16 protein-coding genes, 2 pseudogenes and 2 riboswitches are annotated in these 15,640 nt (G+C 36.0%); of the genes and pseudogenes, 11 read left to right on the top strand and 7 right to left on the bottom strand.

Going from position 1 to position 15,640, the window contains the following annotated elements:
- Positions 1 to 253 precede the first annotated feature (253 nt).
- From AC1M36_RS19185 to AC1M36_RS19165, 5 genes are all read right to left on the bottom strand, one after another.
- On the bottom strand, positions 254 to 766 hold the full coding sequence (locus AC1M36_RS19185; protein WP_336452170.1) for a cupin domain-containing protein: 513 nt from the start codon (positions 764 to 766) through the stop codon (positions 254 to 256).
- The gene (locus AC1M36_RS19180; RefSeq protein WP_336452169.1) at positions 744 to 1,382 is read right to left on the bottom strand and encodes a methylthioribulose 1-phosphate dehydratase; all 639 of its coding nucleotides are present in this window, start codon (positions 1,380 to 1,382) and stop codon (positions 744 to 746) included. Before AC1M36_RS19180 ends, AC1M36_RS19185 begins: the two co-directional genes overlap by 23 nt.
- Complete coding sequence (locus AC1M36_RS19175) at positions 1,379 to 2,038, bottom strand: 2-hydroxy-3-keto-5-methylthiopentenyl-1-phosphate phosphatase (protein WP_336452168.1); 660 nt, start codon at positions 2,036 to 2,038, stop codon at positions 1,379 to 1,381. The genes AC1M36_RS19180 and AC1M36_RS19175 overlap by 4 nt, the downstream gene beginning before the upstream one ends.
- The gene (gene mtnW, locus AC1M36_RS19170) at positions 2,035 to 3,279 is read right to left on the bottom strand and encodes a 2,3-diketo-5-methylthiopentyl-1-phosphate enolase (RefSeq protein ID WP_479846105.1); all 1,245 of its coding nucleotides are present in this window, start codon (positions 3,277 to 3,279) and stop codon (positions 2,035 to 2,037) included. Before mtnW ends, AC1M36_RS19175 begins: the two co-directional genes overlap by 4 nt.
- A gap of 64 nt (positions 3,280 to 3,343) precedes the next feature.
- Positions 3,344 to 3,449: riboswitch (SAM riboswitch) on the bottom strand.
- A gap of 52 nt (positions 3,450 to 3,501) precedes the next feature.
- Entirely contained in the window at positions 3,502 to 4,692 is a 1,191-nt protein-coding gene (locus AC1M36_RS19165; RefSeq protein ID WP_336452166.1) for a pyridoxal phosphate-dependent aminotransferase, read from the bottom strand.
- Positions 4,693 to 4,706: 14 nt separating this feature from the next.
- Here AC1M36_RS19165 and AC1M36_RS19160 point away from each other — a divergent pair, with 14 nt between their 5' ends.
- The 4 genes from AC1M36_RS19160 (at position 4,707) to AC1M36_RS19145 (ending at position 8,526) form a co-directional block, all read left to right on the top strand.
- A complete protein-coding gene (locus AC1M36_RS19160) occupies positions 4,707 to 5,573 on the top strand; it encodes a carbon-nitrogen family hydrolase (RefSeq protein ID WP_336452165.1) in 867 nt (288 codons plus the stop codon).
- 73 nt (positions 5,574 to 5,646) lie between these two features.
- Positions 5,647 to 5,788, top strand: a riboswitch (SAM riboswitch).
- A 90-nt stretch (positions 5,789 to 5,878) separates the two neighbouring features.
- Positions 5,879 to 7,057, top strand: a complete 1,179-nt coding sequence (gene mtnK, locus AC1M36_RS19155; protein WP_336452164.1) for an S-methyl-5-thioribose kinase — start codon at positions 5,879 to 5,881, stop codon at positions 7,055 to 7,057.
- A complete protein-coding gene (mtnA, locus tag AC1M36_RS19150) occupies positions 7,054 to 8,142 on the top strand; it encodes an S-methyl-5-thioribose-1-phosphate isomerase (RefSeq protein WP_336452163.1) in 1,089 nt (362 codons plus the stop codon). Before mtnK ends, mtnA begins: the two co-directional genes overlap by 4 nt.
- Before the next feature lie 222 nt (positions 8,143 to 8,364).
- The gene (locus AC1M36_RS19145; RefSeq protein ID WP_017151057.1) at positions 8,365 to 8,526 is read left to right on the top strand and encodes a YvrJ family protein; all 162 of its coding nucleotides are present in this window, start codon (positions 8,365 to 8,367) and stop codon (positions 8,524 to 8,526) included.
- Between the two features lie 44 nt (positions 8,527 to 8,570).
- On the opposite strand, the gene AC1M36_RS19140 is transcribed toward AC1M36_RS19145, so the two are convergent.
- Positions 8,571 to 9,347 carry a 3-hydroxybutyrate dehydrogenase gene (locus AC1M36_RS19140; protein WP_336452162.1) on the bottom strand — a complete coding sequence of 259 codons (777 nt, stop codon included), beginning with the start codon at positions 9,345 to 9,347 and terminating at the stop codon, positions 8,571 to 8,573.
- Between the two features lie 194 nt (positions 9,348 to 9,541).
- On the opposite strand from AC1M36_RS19140, the gene AC1M36_RS19135 reads away from it, so the two are divergent.
- From AC1M36_RS19135 to AC1M36_RS19120, 4 genes and pseudogenes are all read left to right on the top strand, one after another.
- On the top strand, positions 9,542 to 9,874 hold the full coding sequence (locus AC1M36_RS19135; RefSeq protein WP_336452161.1) for a PadR family transcriptional regulator: 333 nt from the start codon (positions 9,542 to 9,544) through the stop codon (positions 9,872 to 9,874).
- Positions 9,874 to 10,641, top strand: a pseudogene (locus tag AC1M36_RS19130) (DUF1129 domain-containing protein). The gene AC1M36_RS19135 and the pseudogene AC1M36_RS19130 overlap by 1 nt, the downstream one beginning before the upstream one ends.
- Positions 10,642 to 10,693: 52 nt before the next feature.
- Positions 10,694 to 11,455, top strand: coding sequence for a DUF1129 domain-containing protein (locus AC1M36_RS19125; protein ID WP_479846104.1), 762 nt, complete (start codon positions 10,694 to 10,696; stop codon positions 11,453 to 11,455).
- Positions 11,456 to 11,475: 20 nt separating this feature from the next.
- Positions 11,476 to 12,234 (top strand): annotated as a pseudogene (locus tag AC1M36_RS19120) (DUF1129 domain-containing protein).
- A 195-nt stretch (positions 12,235 to 12,429) separates the two neighbouring features.
- Here the strand turns inward: AC1M36_RS19120 and AC1M36_RS19115 are convergent.
- A complete protein-coding gene (locus AC1M36_RS19115) occupies positions 12,430 to 13,047 on the bottom strand; it encodes an ImmA/IrrE family metallo-endopeptidase (protein WP_336452160.1) in 618 nt (205 codons plus the stop codon).
- 412 nt (positions 13,048 to 13,459) lie between these two features.
- Here AC1M36_RS19115 and AC1M36_RS19110 point away from each other — a divergent pair, with 412 nt between their 5' ends.
- The 3 genes from AC1M36_RS19110 to AC1M36_RS19100 all read left to right on the top strand — a co-directional run bounded on the left by AC1M36_RS19110 (position 13,460) and on the right by AC1M36_RS19100 (position 15,638).
- Positions 13,460 to 13,753, top strand: a complete 294-nt coding sequence (locus AC1M36_RS19110) for a DUF3928 family protein (RefSeq protein WP_336452159.1) — start codon at positions 13,460 to 13,462, stop codon at positions 13,751 to 13,753.
- Positions 13,754 to 13,873: 120 nt separating this feature from the next.
- Positions 13,874 to 14,323 carry an NUDIX hydrolase gene (locus tag AC1M36_RS19105; RefSeq protein WP_336452158.1) on the top strand — a complete coding sequence of 150 codons (450 nt, stop codon included), beginning with the start codon at positions 13,874 to 13,876 and terminating at the stop codon, positions 14,321 to 14,323.
- 139 nt (positions 14,324 to 14,462) lie between these two features.
- A complete protein-coding gene (locus AC1M36_RS19100; protein ID WP_336452157.1) occupies positions 14,463 to 15,638 on the top strand; it encodes an acetyl-CoA C-acetyltransferase in 1,176 nt (391 codons plus the stop codon).
- Positions 15,639 to 15,640: the final 2 nt, after the last annotated feature.

Genomic DNA, 15,640 nt, shown 5'->3' with positions numbered 1-15,640 from the left:
ACAATTTAAACAGAATTTTCAGAAAAAGTTCAAAAAATGTTCAAAAATTATTGATAAATATACTTGATAAAATGGAAAAAGAAAAAATGAGGATCATTCATTCTAGGTGATGAATTTACGAAGTAGGAGAAAATAAAAAAGCAGGCTTATTTCAAAAATATGAAATAAGCCTGTTCCATAGGAGGATGTATATATGTAGAGTGAATAAAAGGAAGGAAAAGGGGGTCCAATTCCTTTTATTCAACTAACTACCTTAGTAAATAGGAACCCAACCTTCCGTTGTAACAAAGATACGAATGGCTACAACTTGGCGATCATCTTGTAATGTGAAATAATGTCTTGCATTTTCAGGTACAGAGATTAAATCACCAGGCTCAAGTTCAACATCGAAGAAGCGACCATCTTTGTCTTGGATGGCAAAGATGCCATGCCCACTGACAATAAAACGAACTTCATCGTCAGTATGATGATGCTCTTGTTTAAAGTTAATTAATAACTCATCGAGGTTAGGTGTTGCCTTTGAAAGGGAAATAACATCATGTGCTTTATAACCTCGACGTTCTGAAACATCAACAATTTCTTTAGAGAATACTGTTAAAATTTCTTTTTTGTCTTCATCAGTTAAGGAGTAGTTTTCTTTTAAATGAGCAGGAAGCTTTGAAATATCCCATTTCTCATATAAAACGTTTTCTCCTTGTAAAAATTGCTTCACTTCTACTTCATTTTCAATGCGGGTATTTATTTCATGAATACGAATTTGCGCCATATGAAACGCCTCCTTGAATTGATAATAGTTTTATATGAAATTGGAATAAAAACTCATATGCTTCTAATCGTTTCTTTGTATCAAAGCTATCTTTTCCCCAAACGGTAATACCGTGGTTTCGGATTAATATAGCCCCTGAATCTTCATGGATGTGCTTCTTGAATTTTTCCCCAAGCGAAGGGATGTGGGCATCATTTTCAATAATTGGAATGTGAATGGTTGCACCTTCTTCCCAAATATCAAGAGCTTTAATAATTTCTTGGTTACGAAGAATAACTTCTTCTTTATATAAATTTGTGATGACATTATTATCAGTTGTATGGACATGTAGGACGCAACCAGCATTTGTATGATTGTAAATATGCGTATGCAATATGGTTTCGGCAGAAGGACGTAAATCGGTATCTAAGACTGGTTTTCCTTGATAATCAACTAATAGGAAATCATCAGGTGTTGTTTTTGTTTTATCCTTCCCGCTTGCTGAGATAAGAAAAGTAAGTGGTTCGTGATTTACTTTTATAGAAATATTTCCACTTGTTGCTGGAAACCAGTTGCGATTGGTTAATTCTTTTTTTAGTTCACTTAAGTTATGCCATTGATGAAAAAGTTGTTTCATAGCTTTACCTCCAACAAGTGCTGTAATTCCGTTTGAATATCATAAAATGTTTCAAATGGTGTGTAAGGAATATGGTGTTCTTCACATTTTGTAATAAGAAAATCCCGGGCGAATACTTTGTCGGCTTGTTTGGCTGCTTGTAAATCTGTGATGGAGTCGCCTATTACAATATGAAGATCATCGTTAGAGCTAAGATGTCGAATTAATGTTGATTTACAAAGACCACAAGCATAATTACAATGTTCATCGCAAGGGTGTGGCCATTTTACTTTGATGAATTCTTCAGAAAAATCAGTTTTATTGCAATAAATTCGATTTTCTGGAACGAGTCCTTCTAAGAGGGGATGAACGAAGAAATCCATTCCTCCAGAAATAACATAAAAAGAAATATTATTTTCATTTATAAACTGTAAAAATTCTTCAAAACCAGTGCGTATACTAGCCGTTTCTTTTAGGAACTTGATGATATTATCATGCAAAGTTGTTGGTAATAATTTAAAAAGTTGTGAGACTCCTTCTTGAATAGAAAGATCTTGTGATAATATCCTTCGTTTTATTTCCTCAGCTTCTGGTGGAGCGAATTTTTCCATAATGGCAACGATATTATCATTGTTCGTAATCGTACCATCGAAGTCACAAAAAATTTGAAGACTCATAGTTTCACCTCGTAAGATGGATTTCCCCATAATTGTAGTGCAGCATGTAAATCAGTGTTATCTACTTCATGCAATGGTGTTCCTTGCAAAGCGGCATCAATTGCTGCTCGGAATGCTTTTCCTCCGCCTTGTGCACTGCTTGGATGACCGTGAATACCACCACCTGCATTAATGACAACATCCTTGCCAAAATCGCGAAGGATAAATGGAACAAAACCAGGATGAATACCAGCTGATGGAACAGGGAAGCTTCTTTTTAAATCGGAAGCTTCTTTTGTTAGTGCTTCTGTAATAAGAAGGGCTTCTTTTTTTTCTAATGCAACACTGCCGTATGGCGATGGAAATAAAGAGAAGTCTGCACCAGCATAACGAAGCAATTTTCCAAGTAACAATGGTGAAGAAAATCCGTATAATTTTGATGATGCATAAGCACCGCTAACAGCAGGATGAGCCATGATAGGAATAGAAATATCTTTATCCTCTGCAAGTGATTGTAGTACATCTAATCCGTACGCGAAGACATTAAAAAGTAGGATATCTGCACCGGATTCAATTGCTCGTTTGGCATGTTCTTTTAAATCATAAGTACGTCCCGTTAAATTCACTGCATATAAAGTCTTATGACCATATGTTTCGTATACAGATTGTAATACTTCTTTTCCAGCATGAATTCGTTTCGTAAGTGGCGTTAATGAGTTTTCAAATAAAATCTCATCATCTTTTACAATATCTACACCGCCAATTGCTTGATCACGTAGTTGAGTTTTTAAATATCCGATATTACGTCCAAGCATTCCCTTGAAAATACTCATTAGAAGTGGACGATCGTGAATATGTAAGAGATGTCGAATACCTTCAATACCAAATTTAGGACCAGGGAAATGTTTTTTTAAGTCATCTGAAAATGTTAAATCAATTAATTTAACTTCACCATCTAATGATAATTTTCCAAATGTTGTTGTTAAAATGGCCGGTAAATCAGGACTGAAATTTAGTGATGGATAATGAATTTTAATGAGTCCACGCGTTACTTTTTTTCCAAGGTACGCATTTACATGTTCTTGTTCTTCTAACTTTTCGACATGAATGACATTGCCTTTATGTTGTTTTAATTGTTCTTGTAATAAGTGTGGTAAATGGGTCCATGAACCAATTGTCAAACCGAGAGCAATTTGTTCTGCTTTTTTGTTTACATTATGAGAATCATCATGGATTAAATAAGTTGCTGTTATTCCGCTCATTTTCATAACCTCCTAGTTAAATAAAAAAACCTCTCAGCTAAGGAGAGGTTTTTTTACAACCAGCTCCTTATCTGTCAGCGTAATGCTGCGAGAATTAGCACCGTGCCTACAATTGTAGATCGGTTGCCGGGTTTCGTCGGGCTCGTCCCTCCACCTGCTCTTGATAAGAAGTATTTAGAAATGTTTAAATTTTTTCGATATCTGAATTTTGACAGAGTTTCTTTATAGTGTCAATGTTTTTTTGAAAATTTTTAATTTCTGGATTCGTTGAATAGCTTCTTGTAATCGCTCTTCTGTATGTAATAACCCAATACGAACGTAGCCTTCGCCATGTTCACCGAATCCGACTCCAGGTGCAACTGCTACATGTGCTTGTTCTAACAATAAGTCAGTAAATTGTTCTGATGTATACTCATTAGGAACAGGAAGCCATGCGAAAAATGATCCCTTCGGTGCGACAACATCCCATCCAATTGAACGGCACGCTGTAATGAGTGCATTTCTCCGTGATTCATAGCGTTCTACAAGTTCATTTACACAAGATTGTGAACTTAATAGCGCCTCACAAGCCGCCTCTTGCACAGCACCAAAAATGCTGACATACATATGATCTTGCAATAAATTAATTGTTTCAATGACACTTTCGTTACCGATCGCAAAGGCGATACGCCAGCCAGCCATATTAAATGTTTTTGATAGTGTATAAATTTCAATGCCAACATCTTTTGCGCCGTTTGCTTGTAAGAAGCTAGTTGGTTTGTTGCCATCAAAGCCAATTGCTCCATAAGCGAAGTCGTGAACTACTAAAATATCATTTTCATGTGCAAATGATATTGTTTGTTCAAAGAACGTTTTTGATGCAATAGCACCAGTTGGATTATTAGGATAATTTAAAAACATCAATTTGGCTTGTTTGGCAATAGCATCATTAATTTTAGTGTAATCCGGTAAAAAATCATTTTCTGCTAATAATGGCATCGTCTCAAACTTTGCTTTCGCTAAAGCGACGCCTGATAAATAGTCAGGATATCCTGGATCAGGTACAAGTATTGTGTCACCAGGATTTGTAAAACAAAGCGGTAGTTCAACCAGCCCTGCTTTACCACCAAATAAGATAGCGACTTCTGTTTTAGGGTTTATTTTGACTCCGTATTCACGTTTATAGAATGTCGCAACGGCTTTTTTTAAGCTTTCATGTCCGCGGAATGGCGGGTATTTGTGATGAACTGTTTTTTCTGCTGCACGTTGTAAAGCTGTTACGATATGCGGCGGTGTTGGTTGATCTGGATTGCCTTGACCTAGATTGATAACATCATGCCCTGCTTCAACGACTTTGTTAACTTTTGCAACAAGTGAAGCAAAAAATTGTGTTGGTAATGATGTTGTAATCTCGGAAGGTTGAAAATGTTTCATACTTTCCACCTCTTTTGAAAGTTGTTACAATTCTAGTGACAAATGATATAACCTTTCTAAGTTTTTGTAAAGAAAAAATAATTGAAGATGGGGTCGATAGAATGAAAGTCGCATGTATTCAAATGGATATTGCTTTTGGTAATGTAAAAATAAATATTGAAAATGCAAAGAAAAAAATAGAAGAAGCGATGCAAGGAAACCCGGACATTATCGTATTACCAGAACTTTGGACGACTGGTTATGATTTAGAGAGAGTGCCGGAAATTGCAGATGGGGATGGTATTCAAACAAAGCAACTTCTTTCAGAATGGGCCCAACAATATTGTGTGAATATTGTTGGGGGGTCTATTGCGAAACAAACAAAGCACGGTGTTATGAATACGATGTATACAGTGAATCGGGAAGGAAAACTACAAAGTGAGTATAGTAAGGTTCATTTGTTCCAGTTGATGAATGAACATAACTATTTAATAGCAGGTGATAAAACAGGAGAATTTACATTGGATGGTGTACAGTGCGGTGGTGTCATTTGTTACGATATTCGTTTTCCAGAATGGCTGCGTGTTCATACTGTAAGAGGAGTAAATGTATTATTCGTTGTAGCAGAATGGCCGCTTGTTCGCTTAGCTCATTGGCGCTTACTTCTTCAAGCGAGAGCAATTGAAAATCAATGTTATGTGGTTGCATGCAATAGAGCAGGAGAGGATCCAAATAATGTGTTTGCTGGACATTCTCTAATTGTTAATCCATGGGGAGAAATTGTAGCAGAAGCAGGAGAAGAAGAGTCTATTTTGTATGGGAATGTAGAGTTAGAAAAAATTAAAGAAGTACGAAAGGGAATTCCTGTTTTTGCTGATCGACGTCCGGAATTATATAAATAAAAATATTGACAAATGATTTTTATTCTTGTTATATTCTGTAACAGAAACTTAAAAATTTGAATAAATCATGCAACTCTTATCAAGAGCAGGTGGAGGGATTTGGCCCGATGAAACCCAGCAACCGACCGTAATACCATTGTGAGATGGGGCGCTTATGCGCCAAAAAGGCACGGTGCTAATTCCAGCAGAAAGGATGGCTTTCTGACAGATAAGAGGGGAGAAGATCAACTTCAAACCTCTTTCTTCATGGAAAGAGGTTTTTCTTATAATGAAAAGCCTCTGAATTTAATAAAGGGGGATAAAAAATGGGATATTGTTCATTAACAAAAGAAACAGCAGTTGAGTATGTAAAAGAGCAGGGGTACTTTGAGCAAAAAGCAAAGGTGACTTGCCATGAAATAGGGGATGGGAATTTAAATTATGTATTCCGGCTCCATGATGGAGAACGCGGTATCATTGTAAAACAAGCTCTCCCGTATGCGAAAGTCGTTGGGGAAAGCTGGCCACTTTCGCTAAGAAGAGCCACAATTGAAAGTCAAGCATTGCAAGTTTTTGCGAAATATGTACCAGAATATGTTCCGAAAGTATATGGTCACGATGAAGAGTTAGCTGTAACGGTAATGGAGGATTTATCATCTCTTACTATTACTCGTAAAGGTTTGATTGAAGGGGAAGATTATCCACTTTTATCCCAGCATATTGGACGCTTTTTGGCACACGTTCTTTTTTATACGTCAGATTTTGGTCTATTAGCAGAAGAGAAAAGGGTGCTAGACGGAAAATTTGTAAATCCTGATCTTTGCAAAATTACAGAAGATCTTGTGTTTACAGATCCGTTTGGAAATTATGATACAAATAATTATGAGAAAGAATTACAGCCTACATTAGATGAACTTTGGTGTGATAAGAAATTGAAATTACAAGTAGCGCAGTATAAATATAAATTTTTAACGAGAAAAGAAGCACTAATTCATGGCGATTTACATACAGGTAGTATTTTTTCATCACCTTCTGAAACAAAGATAATTGATCCAGAGTTTGCAACATTTGGGCCATTAGGATTTGATCTAGGTCAATTTATAGCAAATTTATTATTAAATGCGCTATCAAGAGAAGAGAAGCGAAGTGTATTATTCTATCATATTGAAAAAACATGGAGTAATTTTGTAGAAGTATTTACAAAGCTATGGGTACTAGAAGGAGTAGAATCATATACAAAGGAGAAACAATGGCTTGCAATTGTACTGCAAAATATTTTTGCTGATGCAGTTGGATTTGCTGGGTGTGAAGTCATTCGTCGAACAATTGGATTAGCACACGTAGCAGATTTAGATGGAATTCAGGATAAGAATAGAAGAATTCAAACTAAAAAGCATGCATTAAACTTGGGCAGAGAACTATTGTTACATGAAACGACAGGTGCAGATACTCGATTGTTCCAAACGTTATTTCAATATATTGTTTCAGGGAAGGTGAAAGCATGATGACAACAGTTGCCATTCCGCGTTCTATAAGCTGGAAAGGAGATTCTATTGCATTATTAAATCAAACGAAATTACCGCATGTTGTAGAATATAAAACGTTAACCAGTATTGAGGATGTGTGGAAAAGTATTGTTATGTTAGAAGTGCGCGGGGCACCTGCAATTGGTATTACCGCCGCTTTTGGTTTAGCACTTGCCGCAAAAAAATATAATGCTGCGAATATCACTGACTTTGAAAAACAATTTAAAAGAGATTGCAATTATTTAGCAACCTCACGTCCGACAGCTGTTAATTTATTTTGGGCAATTGATCGTATGACTGCTTCTATCAAGCAAGTAACAACTATTAAAGAAGCAAGGAAAATATTAGAAGAGGAAGCACTTAAAATTCAGCAAGAAGATGAAAGTGTATGCCGTAGCATAGGAGAGCATGCTTTAACTAGATTTAAAGATGGTGATCACATTTTAACGATTTGTAATGCAGGAAGTATTGCTACAGCTCGTTATGGAACAGCGCTAGCTCCGTTTTATATTGGAAAAGAGCATGGGGTGAACTTACATGCTTATGCATGTGAAACAAGGCCGGTTTTACAAGGAGCGCGCCTTACTGCCTGGGAATTGCAACAAGCTGGTGTTGATGTAACGCTCATTACAGACAATATGGCAGCCCATGCGATTCGAACAAAAAATATTTCTGCTATCATTGTAGGAGCAGATCGAATTGTTGCAAACGGTGATACGGCAAATAAAATAGGGACATTGAATTTAGCTATACTAGCGAAATATTTTCATATTCCTTTCTATGTTGCTGCTCCGCTTTCTACATTTGATATTACGAAGAAAACAGGGGCTGAAATTGTGATTGAAGAACGCGATGAATCTGAAGTTACAAAGGTTTTTGGAAAACAAATTGCTCCAGAGGGCGTCGGTGTTTATAATCCTGCATTTGATGTAACTCCGCATGATCTTATTACTGGAATTATTACTGAAAAGGGAATTCTACAAGGAGATTATTCAGTAGAGATTGCTTCATTATTCGAGAACACAAGCTCAACAAATACGCATGGAAAGGCCGGCATAAAGTAGTGGAAGAGAGCATCCGCTCATGGGTAGAGGCGGTCAGTTCCTTTTTTAGCCACATGCCATATGAAAACAGAAGGGGAAAATGAGTGGTGAACCTCTTTTGTTTTTATAACTGTGACTTATATGACGGAAAATGAAAAGGTATATAATATACAGTATTTTATTTTTTTATTGCCAAATTTCCTTTCTTTTTTCTATTTATTTAAAAGAAAGGAGGAGAAGTAGATGGAGGAATGGATATCTATGATCGGTAATGTTGGATTTCCAATTGTTGTGACTTTATATTTACTGCATCGTATTGAAAGTAAATTAGATGGTGTAATTGTTGCAATTGAGAAATTACCACAACAGATGACAAGGTATGAAGCTCCGCATGAAACAAAATGACAAAAGGCTTTGCTCTCAATGAGCAAAGCCTTTTGTTACAAAGATTATTGTGCTGTATATCCCCCATCAATAACGACCGCTTGGCCAGTTATTCCTTTTGTTTTTTCGCTTGCTAAAAATAAAGCATAGTCAGCAATTTCCTCTACAGCTAGCAATCGTTTTTGTGGTACGAGTGGATAAATAACATCCTCTAATACACGCTCTAGTGGAACATTTCTTGTTGTTGCTAAATCTTGGAGTTGATTTCGAACAAGCGGTGTATCAACATAGCCGGGGCAGAGGGCATTTACCGTAATTCCATGTGTAGCGCCTTCTAAAGCGGCAACTTTTGTCAAACCAATCACACCGTGCTTTGCACTATTATAGGCAGCCTTTCCAGCAAATCCAACAAGCCCATTAATAGAGGCGATATTAATAATGCGTCCATACTTTTGCTTTTTCATAATTGGAAAAGCATGTTTTATTGCGATGAAAGGTGCGATTTGCATAATTTGAATCAGAAGTTCAAATTTATCGGTTGGGAACTCTTCAATAGGTGAAACGTGTTGCATACCAGCATTATTTATTAACACATCAAGTGAGCCGAATTTTGTAACAGTTTCAGAAATAGCCTCGGATATTTCTTTCTCAGATGTAACGTCACATCTTAGACCTATTGCTTCATAACCTTCCCTGCATAACTGTTCAGCAGCTTCCTTCGCACGATCTTCAAGACGATCACTAATCACAACTTTTGCTCCTTCTTTCGCAAAAGCATTTCCCATTTCATAACCAATTCCACTTGCAGCACCTGTTAAAAAAACGACACGATTTGAAACCATGATGAGAGCACTCCTTTATATAAAATTTGTCTTAGTGCTCTATTTAGAGGGAATGTAATGAAAATCCTGCAAAGATTTGGAAAAATATACTGAACTATCTTGTTTTGCAAAATAGCTTTTGCTATACTATTTTGTAAAGCAAGATACTTACGCTTATCTATCTTGTAAAACAAGATAGAGGGAGGATTTGAATTATGTCGACAAGTCAAATGCTGAAAGGGATTTTAGAAGGGTGTCTCCTTGCAATTATTTCTGAAGGAGAAATATATGGATATGAAATGAGTGAAAAGCTAGCTAAGTATGGTTTCACTATGGCAAGTGAAGGAAGTATTTATCCGTTATTAATAAGGATGCAAAAGGAAGGGCTAATAGTAAGCACAATGAAGGAATCTCCATCTGGTCCAAAGCGAAAATATTATACATTAACAGAAAGAGGTGAAGATGCGTTAGATGAGTTTATGGAGCGTTGGGGGACAATGCAGAGTAGTGTAGAGCGTTTGCTAGAAGGAAAAGGGAGACGACGATGATGCTATCTACCGAAGCGAGAAAATTCCTATTAGATATGAGCTTGTTTTTAACAGCAAAGGGTGTAAAAGAAAGTGATGTTGAGAGCTTTTTAGAAGATGCAAAGTTACATTTAATCGAAGGTGAAATGGACGGGAAAAGTGTAGCAGATATTTTTGGAAGCTCACCAAAAGAATATGCAAATGAACTTGTTAAAGTAATGGAAAAAGATCGCAGGGAGAGCTGGAAACAAATCGGATATACAGTGATGAATATTGTTGCGTTTTGGATTATTGCCTCTATCTTAGTTGTAAATGATAGTGGGCAATTACAGATTTCAGTTGTTCAATGTATTGGCTATGGGATGTCACTAATGGTTGCGCTTGTAGTGCCCAATCTGGCTTTTCGTAAAATGGCTTTTCGATTACATTTTTCAAAATAATTGTTTGTCCAAGCGTTATTGATGGCAGTTCCGATGGTTTTATTAGGAGCAGTAATTATACTGGATATCATCTATCCTACACCAATGATTCAATTAACTCAGTTGCAGAGCTATATGATAGCAGGCGCAATCTTCATCGTAACAGTAATTATAAACGTGTACTTTGAAGGATGGTATAAAGTTTTATATTTAGTGGTTCCACTTGCTATTATGCTCGTCTTTAAAACATTTACATCAGAGGATTTAATTCCGATGTTATTTCAGATTGTGTGTTTGTATGGCAGTCTATTTATTCTTATTATTATTGAATTTATTATGAAGGCGAATAAAAGAGAGACAGCTAGGTAAATTTGGTAGCTGGTATATGCTCATTAAATAGTTAAATAAAAGGAGGAAAATAATGTTTTCAAAGGAAGCGCAGAAATTTCTAGATGATACAACAGTATATTTAGTAACGAAGGGAGTAAAAAAGGAAGACATTGATTCTTTTATAGAAGATGCAAAACTTCACTTAATAGAAGGAGAAAAGGATGGGAAAACAGTTGCAGATATTTTTGGAGATTCACCAGAGGTATATGCTGAAGAGTTAGCAAAAGAAATGGAGCTTGATAAAAAAGAAAACATGAATCTATTCATTTCCTTTATCATTGGAGTTCTTGCGTATTGGTCTGTTCCAGATCTTTTATTTCATGGGGTGAATGAGCCGGTATCTATATCATTAATCAGCTTAATCGGTTATCCAATAGTATTGGCTATTAGCATTCCTATGGGGATCATTGCTTTTCGTAAATCTACATTTATAACAAGTAAATTAAAGGAATTCTCTATTTTGTATATATGTATATCCCTTTTACCAGTCGCGTTGATTGTTTTGGTTATGCTACTAAATAAATGGTATGAACCACCGCTCTTTTATTTATCACCAGTGCAAAGTTATCTATTAGGTGGATTATTACTATGTGTATTGGCCATTATCAATATGCGTTTAGCAAGCTGGATGGGCTTACTTCAAGTAGCTGCATTATTTACCATTATGTTTGTGTTTGAATGTACAGCAATTAAAGATACGAATTTCGGAGCACTGGAACCGCTCTTTTTATATGGAAGTTTAATTCTATTGATGAAAATAGATTTGAAAAGAACGGAGACTTCTAACATATAAAATAGATGGGAGGTAGAACAATGCTTATAAAAGAATCACAAAAATTTATAGAGGAGACACGCGCATATTTACGAGTAAAGGGGATTAAAGAATCTGACATTACTTCCTTTTTAGAAGATGCAGAGCTTCATTTAATAGAGGGTGAAAAACAAGGAAAGACAGTCGTTGATATTTTTGGGGATTCACCGAAAGAGTTTGCCAAACAGCTTGCTAGAGAGATGGAGGTTGATAAGAAGGAGAATTATAGTTGGTTAGTCTATTTCATTGTGAATGCATTGGCGTTCACAATGGTGAAGAGTGTATTTTTTAGTCAGGTAGATCATCGTTTATATTATTAGTTAATCTAAATAATTGGTTATCTAATTATATTTGCTATAGGTGTTATGATATTGATTTTTGGGATGCGAACAGCTGCTTTTAAACGTAAAGGAATTGAATTCATTATTATGTGTACCACTGGAGCGCTGTATTTCTTATCAATTTTTAGCATCGCACTATTAAATGAGTTTTATGGTACGACAGTTATATAATTTACTACAGGGCAAAGCTATTGTATTGTAGGTGCTATATTCCTCATAGCAGCATTTGTAAATATAAAGGTTGGTGGTTGGTTTACTCTATTATATTTAATGATTCCTATTACAATAGAGTATGTATTCTTCAAAATAGATTTGTCAAGTGTGCCAGGTCTGTATATAAAACAATTCATATTTTTAGCTATTTTATTTGTCCTTGTAATGATTCATATGAAATTAGAGAAAAGAAAAGCGAATATATAAGATTAAGAGAGAAGTAGCTTATATACAACTTTATTTTAATGTTTCGACATATGAGTTGTTGCTACAAAGAATGGTAATTTTCACTTACTTTCTGTTTTTACTTGGCATGGGCAGGAAGGGAATTTGACCGCTTCTATACATAGTCAGACTCTCTTTCCCACCTACAAGGTTTATTTTAAACAGTAACTGATATGGTTACTGTTTTTCTCTGTGTAATAAAGAACTCTGTAAAGATAATGCTCGCTGTTCTTTTGTTAATAAAGATTCAATGTGTACTTGATCAGGGCGAGGTACGATTGGGTACATAAGATTGGTGGAAGAAGGGTGATGCTCAGAACCGGTTGGAGAATGTGGATCTGCATGGGTAAGCTTTCCATTAATACGCCTTGTAAATAAAATATGTCCTATTTCATGAGCAAGTGTATATATATTTTTCATAGGAGAAGCAGCATTAGTAAGAATGATATAACCTGTGAGGATTTGGTTTATAACGAATGAGTAGGCACATGCAATTACAGATTGTTCTTTAAAATAATTACTCCCAATATAACAAATATAAATATCACAATCGGGAACTTCTGATGAACAGGTGTTAAAAAAGGAAGAAACTTTAGGTTGATTTTTGACAGAATCCATATAGCTAATTTCACCATCATGAAATCTAAAGGATTCATTTAGTATAATGACATCTTTCATTTGAAATGAAATGGGGTGCCAGATTGATTCAGCAACTGCTAAGTCTTTGGCAATGCGATCTTCTGTAATATCAGAGCCTGGGGCAATGCAAATACATATATTTACGTACGGATCCATTAGAAACACCTCAAATGGAAAATAGTTTATTAATATACTATGTGAAAGGAAAAGGGTATGTATGGATATAATCCCTATAAATTAGGTGTATTTTGGTGTGTTGGAATTGATGAGAAAATAGAATATCTATATATTCGCAATATGTTTTATCTCGTATTAACAGGCAGTAAGACTCATACCTCAAAATTCAGCGAAAATAAAGAAGTTAGATGAGAGAACTGCTCGTAAAATCTCGATTGGTAAGGAATGATTAAAGTTTTCTTTTATGAATAGCTATGTTTTTACCTGAGAATATATAGAGGAGTGGATAATATGGATATAAGGATGAATGGAAGAAGTCGGAAAATATTCATAGTTTAATTCAATTATATGTGATTCATTCTGCTATAGTAAAAGAAAAGGGGGAGAATGTATGTATACATTAAAAATTGTTTCAGATCGAGAAGCTGTTTATCAGTTTGCAAGTTATGTAAGGGTCGTTCAAGGGGTAGAGAATGTATATGTAGAAGTTGGAGAAGCTTTATATGAACATCCACTTATGAAATTTTATGTACATGTAACGATTGAAGAGACATATGAAAAGCAAAAAGCATTACAGGAAATTGCTCGATTAGTAGAATTAGGACGTTTTACATATGTTCATTATCGAAATGAAGAGATTGAAAAGGCGTTTGAAGCAGTTAAATATGAAAGTTTTCGAAAATAAAAATGATTAGAAGGGAGCAGATGCTCCCTTTTTTTGCTAGTAGGAATATTTTTTTTCATCGCACAAAAAAATAAGGAATTTTGCTATGATAAGGAAGGGTGAGGAAAGGAGAGATTTATAATGGGGTATATCGAAGAGTTGCGAAAATCAGTCGGTACAAGACCGTTAATTCTTGTAGGATCAGCTGTGATCATTTTAAATGAAAAACAAGAGGTATTGCTTCAATACCGCTCGGATACATATGATTGGGGTATACCAGGTGGTGCAATGGAGTTAGGTGAAACGACGGAAGAAACGGCTCGGCGAGAGCTTTTTGAAGAAACAGGATTAGAAGCGAAGGTGTTGCAGTTTCTTGGTGTCCTTTCTGGGAAAGATGTGTATTATCGTTATCCAAATGGAGATGAAATTTATAATGTAATTCATCTATACCAAGCGCATCACGTGAGTGGAAAAATAGAACTTGATGAAGAAGGGCTGGATCTCAAGTATTTTCCTGCTGAAAAGTTACCGAATTTAAATAAAACAACAGAGAAAATTTTACAAAAATTCTTATATGCATTAACGGAATAGAGGGTTGATTCCCTCTATTTTTACTATATCAAATATTTTGATTTTTTAGTATGTTTGTAGTATGATAAGTTCAGATATACATCTTCTGCTATTCCATCCAAAAACTTACTAGGGTACATAAGAGAGGGGCAAGTGCAAGATGCATAATGTTGTCATTACAGCCGCAGTTCGTTCGCCAATTGGAACTTTTGGAGGAGCACTAAAAAATGTAACGCCAGTAGAACTAGCTGTTCCTGTGCTTCAAGAAGCTGTCAAAAGAGGTGGAGTAGACCCTCATGAAGTGGATGAAGTCATTTTAGGACACTGTATTCAAAGAACAGACGAAGCAAATACAGCGCGAACAGCTGCATTAGCAGCAGGGTTTCCAGAAACAGTTACAGGTTACACAATTCAGCGTCAATGTTCTTCAGGTATGCAAGCGATTATGTCAGCAGCAATGCAAATTCAGCTAGGTGTAAGTGATGTTGTTATTGCGGGTGGAGTAGAAGCGATGAGCTCAAGCCCTTATGCATTAAAACAGCACCGATGGGGACAGCGTCTTCAACATGGAGAAATTCGTGATACGGTGTGGGAAGTTTTAGAAGATCCGATCCATCATATTATGATGGGAGAAACAGCTGAAAATTTAGTTGAACAATATGAAATTACAAGAGAGGAACAAGATGAAGTTGCGTTGCGTAGCCATCAATTAGCGCTTCAGGCGATTGAATCAGGTTATTTTGATGAACAAATTGTTCCTATTACGATAAAAGAACGTAGAAAAGAAGTAGTATTTTCAAAGGATGAACATCCGCGTGCTGATATTACAGCTGAAAAATTAGCTGGACTTAAGCCGGCATTCCGTAAAGGTGGGTCCGTAACGGCAGGGAATGCGTCCGGTATTAATGATGGAAGTGCGGTTTTAGTATTGATGAGTGAAGAAAAGGCTAAGGAAAAAGGTTTACAACCGTTAGCTAGAATTGTTGGCTATTCTGTAGCTGGGGTAGATCCGAAAGTTATGGGAATCGGTCCAGCACCAGCAATTCGTAAGGGGTTAGAGAAAGTAAATTGGTCATTAGAAGATGCCGATTTATTAGAGATTAATGAAGCTTTTGCAGCACAATATTTAGCGGTTGAGAAGGAACTTGGATTAAACCGTGAGAAAGTAAACGTTAACGGAAGTGGTGTTGGTCTTGGACATCCAATTGGTTGCACAGGAGCGCGTATTACGGTAAGTTTAATTCACGAATTAAGAAGACGTGGACTAGAAAAAGGTATTGCATCTCTTTGTGTCGGTGGTGGCATTGGGGTAGCATTATTTATAGAAGCGTTGTAAAA

It is taken from the genome of Bacillus sp. Medicinal_06 (assembly GCF_056711665.1).
Note: the sequence above shows the minus strand (reverse complement) of the source record. Positions and strands in the feature narration are given on the sequence as shown.

Bases quoted from the DNA above. Each gene is read 5' to 3' on its own strand.
- AC1M36_RS19185 (WP_336452170.1), bottom strand. From the start codon at position 766: ATGGCGCAAATTCGTATTCATGAAATAAATACCCGCATTGAAAATGAA.
- AC1M36_RS19180 (WP_336452169.1), bottom strand. From the start codon at position 1,382: ATGAAACAACTTTTTCATCAATGGCATAACTTAAGTGAACTAAAAAAA.
- AC1M36_RS19175 (WP_336452168.1), bottom strand. From the start codon at position 2,038: ATGAGTCTTCAAATTTTTTGTGACTTCGATGGTACGATTACGAACAAT.
- mtnW (WP_479846105.1), bottom strand. From the start codon at position 3,279: ATGAGCGGAATAACAGCAACTTATTTAATCCATGATGATTCTCATAAT.
- AC1M36_RS19165 (WP_336452166.1), bottom strand. From the start codon at position 4,692: ATGAAACATTTTCAACCTTCCGAGATTACAACATCATTACCAACACAA.
- mtnK (WP_336452164.1), top strand. From the start codon at position 5,879: ATGGGATATTGTTCATTAACAAAAGAAACAGCAGTTGAGTATGTAAAA.
- mtnA (WP_336452163.1), top strand. From the start codon at position 7,054: ATGATGACAACAGTTGCCATTCCGCGTTCTATAAGCTGGAAAGGAGAT.
- AC1M36_RS19145 (WP_017151057.1), top strand. From the start codon at position 8,365: ATGGAGGAATGGATATCTATGATCGGTAATGTTGGATTTCCAATTGTT.
- AC1M36_RS19140 (WP_336452162.1), bottom strand. From the start codon at position 9,347: ATGGTTTCAAATCGTGTCGTTTTTTTAACAGGTGCTGCAAGTGGAATT.
- AC1M36_RS19135 (WP_336452161.1), top strand. From the start codon at position 9,542: ATGTCGACAAGTCAAATGCTGAAAGGGATTTTAGAAGGGTGTCTCCTT.
- AC1M36_RS19125 (WP_479846104.1), top strand. From the start codon at position 10,694: ATGTTTTCAAAGGAAGCGCAGAAATTTCTAGATGATACAACAGTATAT.
- AC1M36_RS19115 (WP_336452160.1), bottom strand. From the start codon at position 13,047: ATGGATCCGTACGTAAATATATGTATTTGCATTGCCCCAGGCTCTGAT.
- AC1M36_RS19110 (WP_336452159.1), top strand. From the start codon at position 13,460: ATGTATACATTAAAAATTGTTTCAGATCGAGAAGCTGTTTATCAGTTT.
- AC1M36_RS19105 (WP_336452158.1), top strand. From the start codon at position 13,874: ATGGGGTATATCGAAGAGTTGCGAAAATCAGTCGGTACAAGACCGTTA.
- AC1M36_RS19100 (WP_336452157.1), top strand. From the start codon at position 14,463: ATGCATAATGTTGTCATTACAGCCGCAGTTCGTTCGCCAATTGGAACT.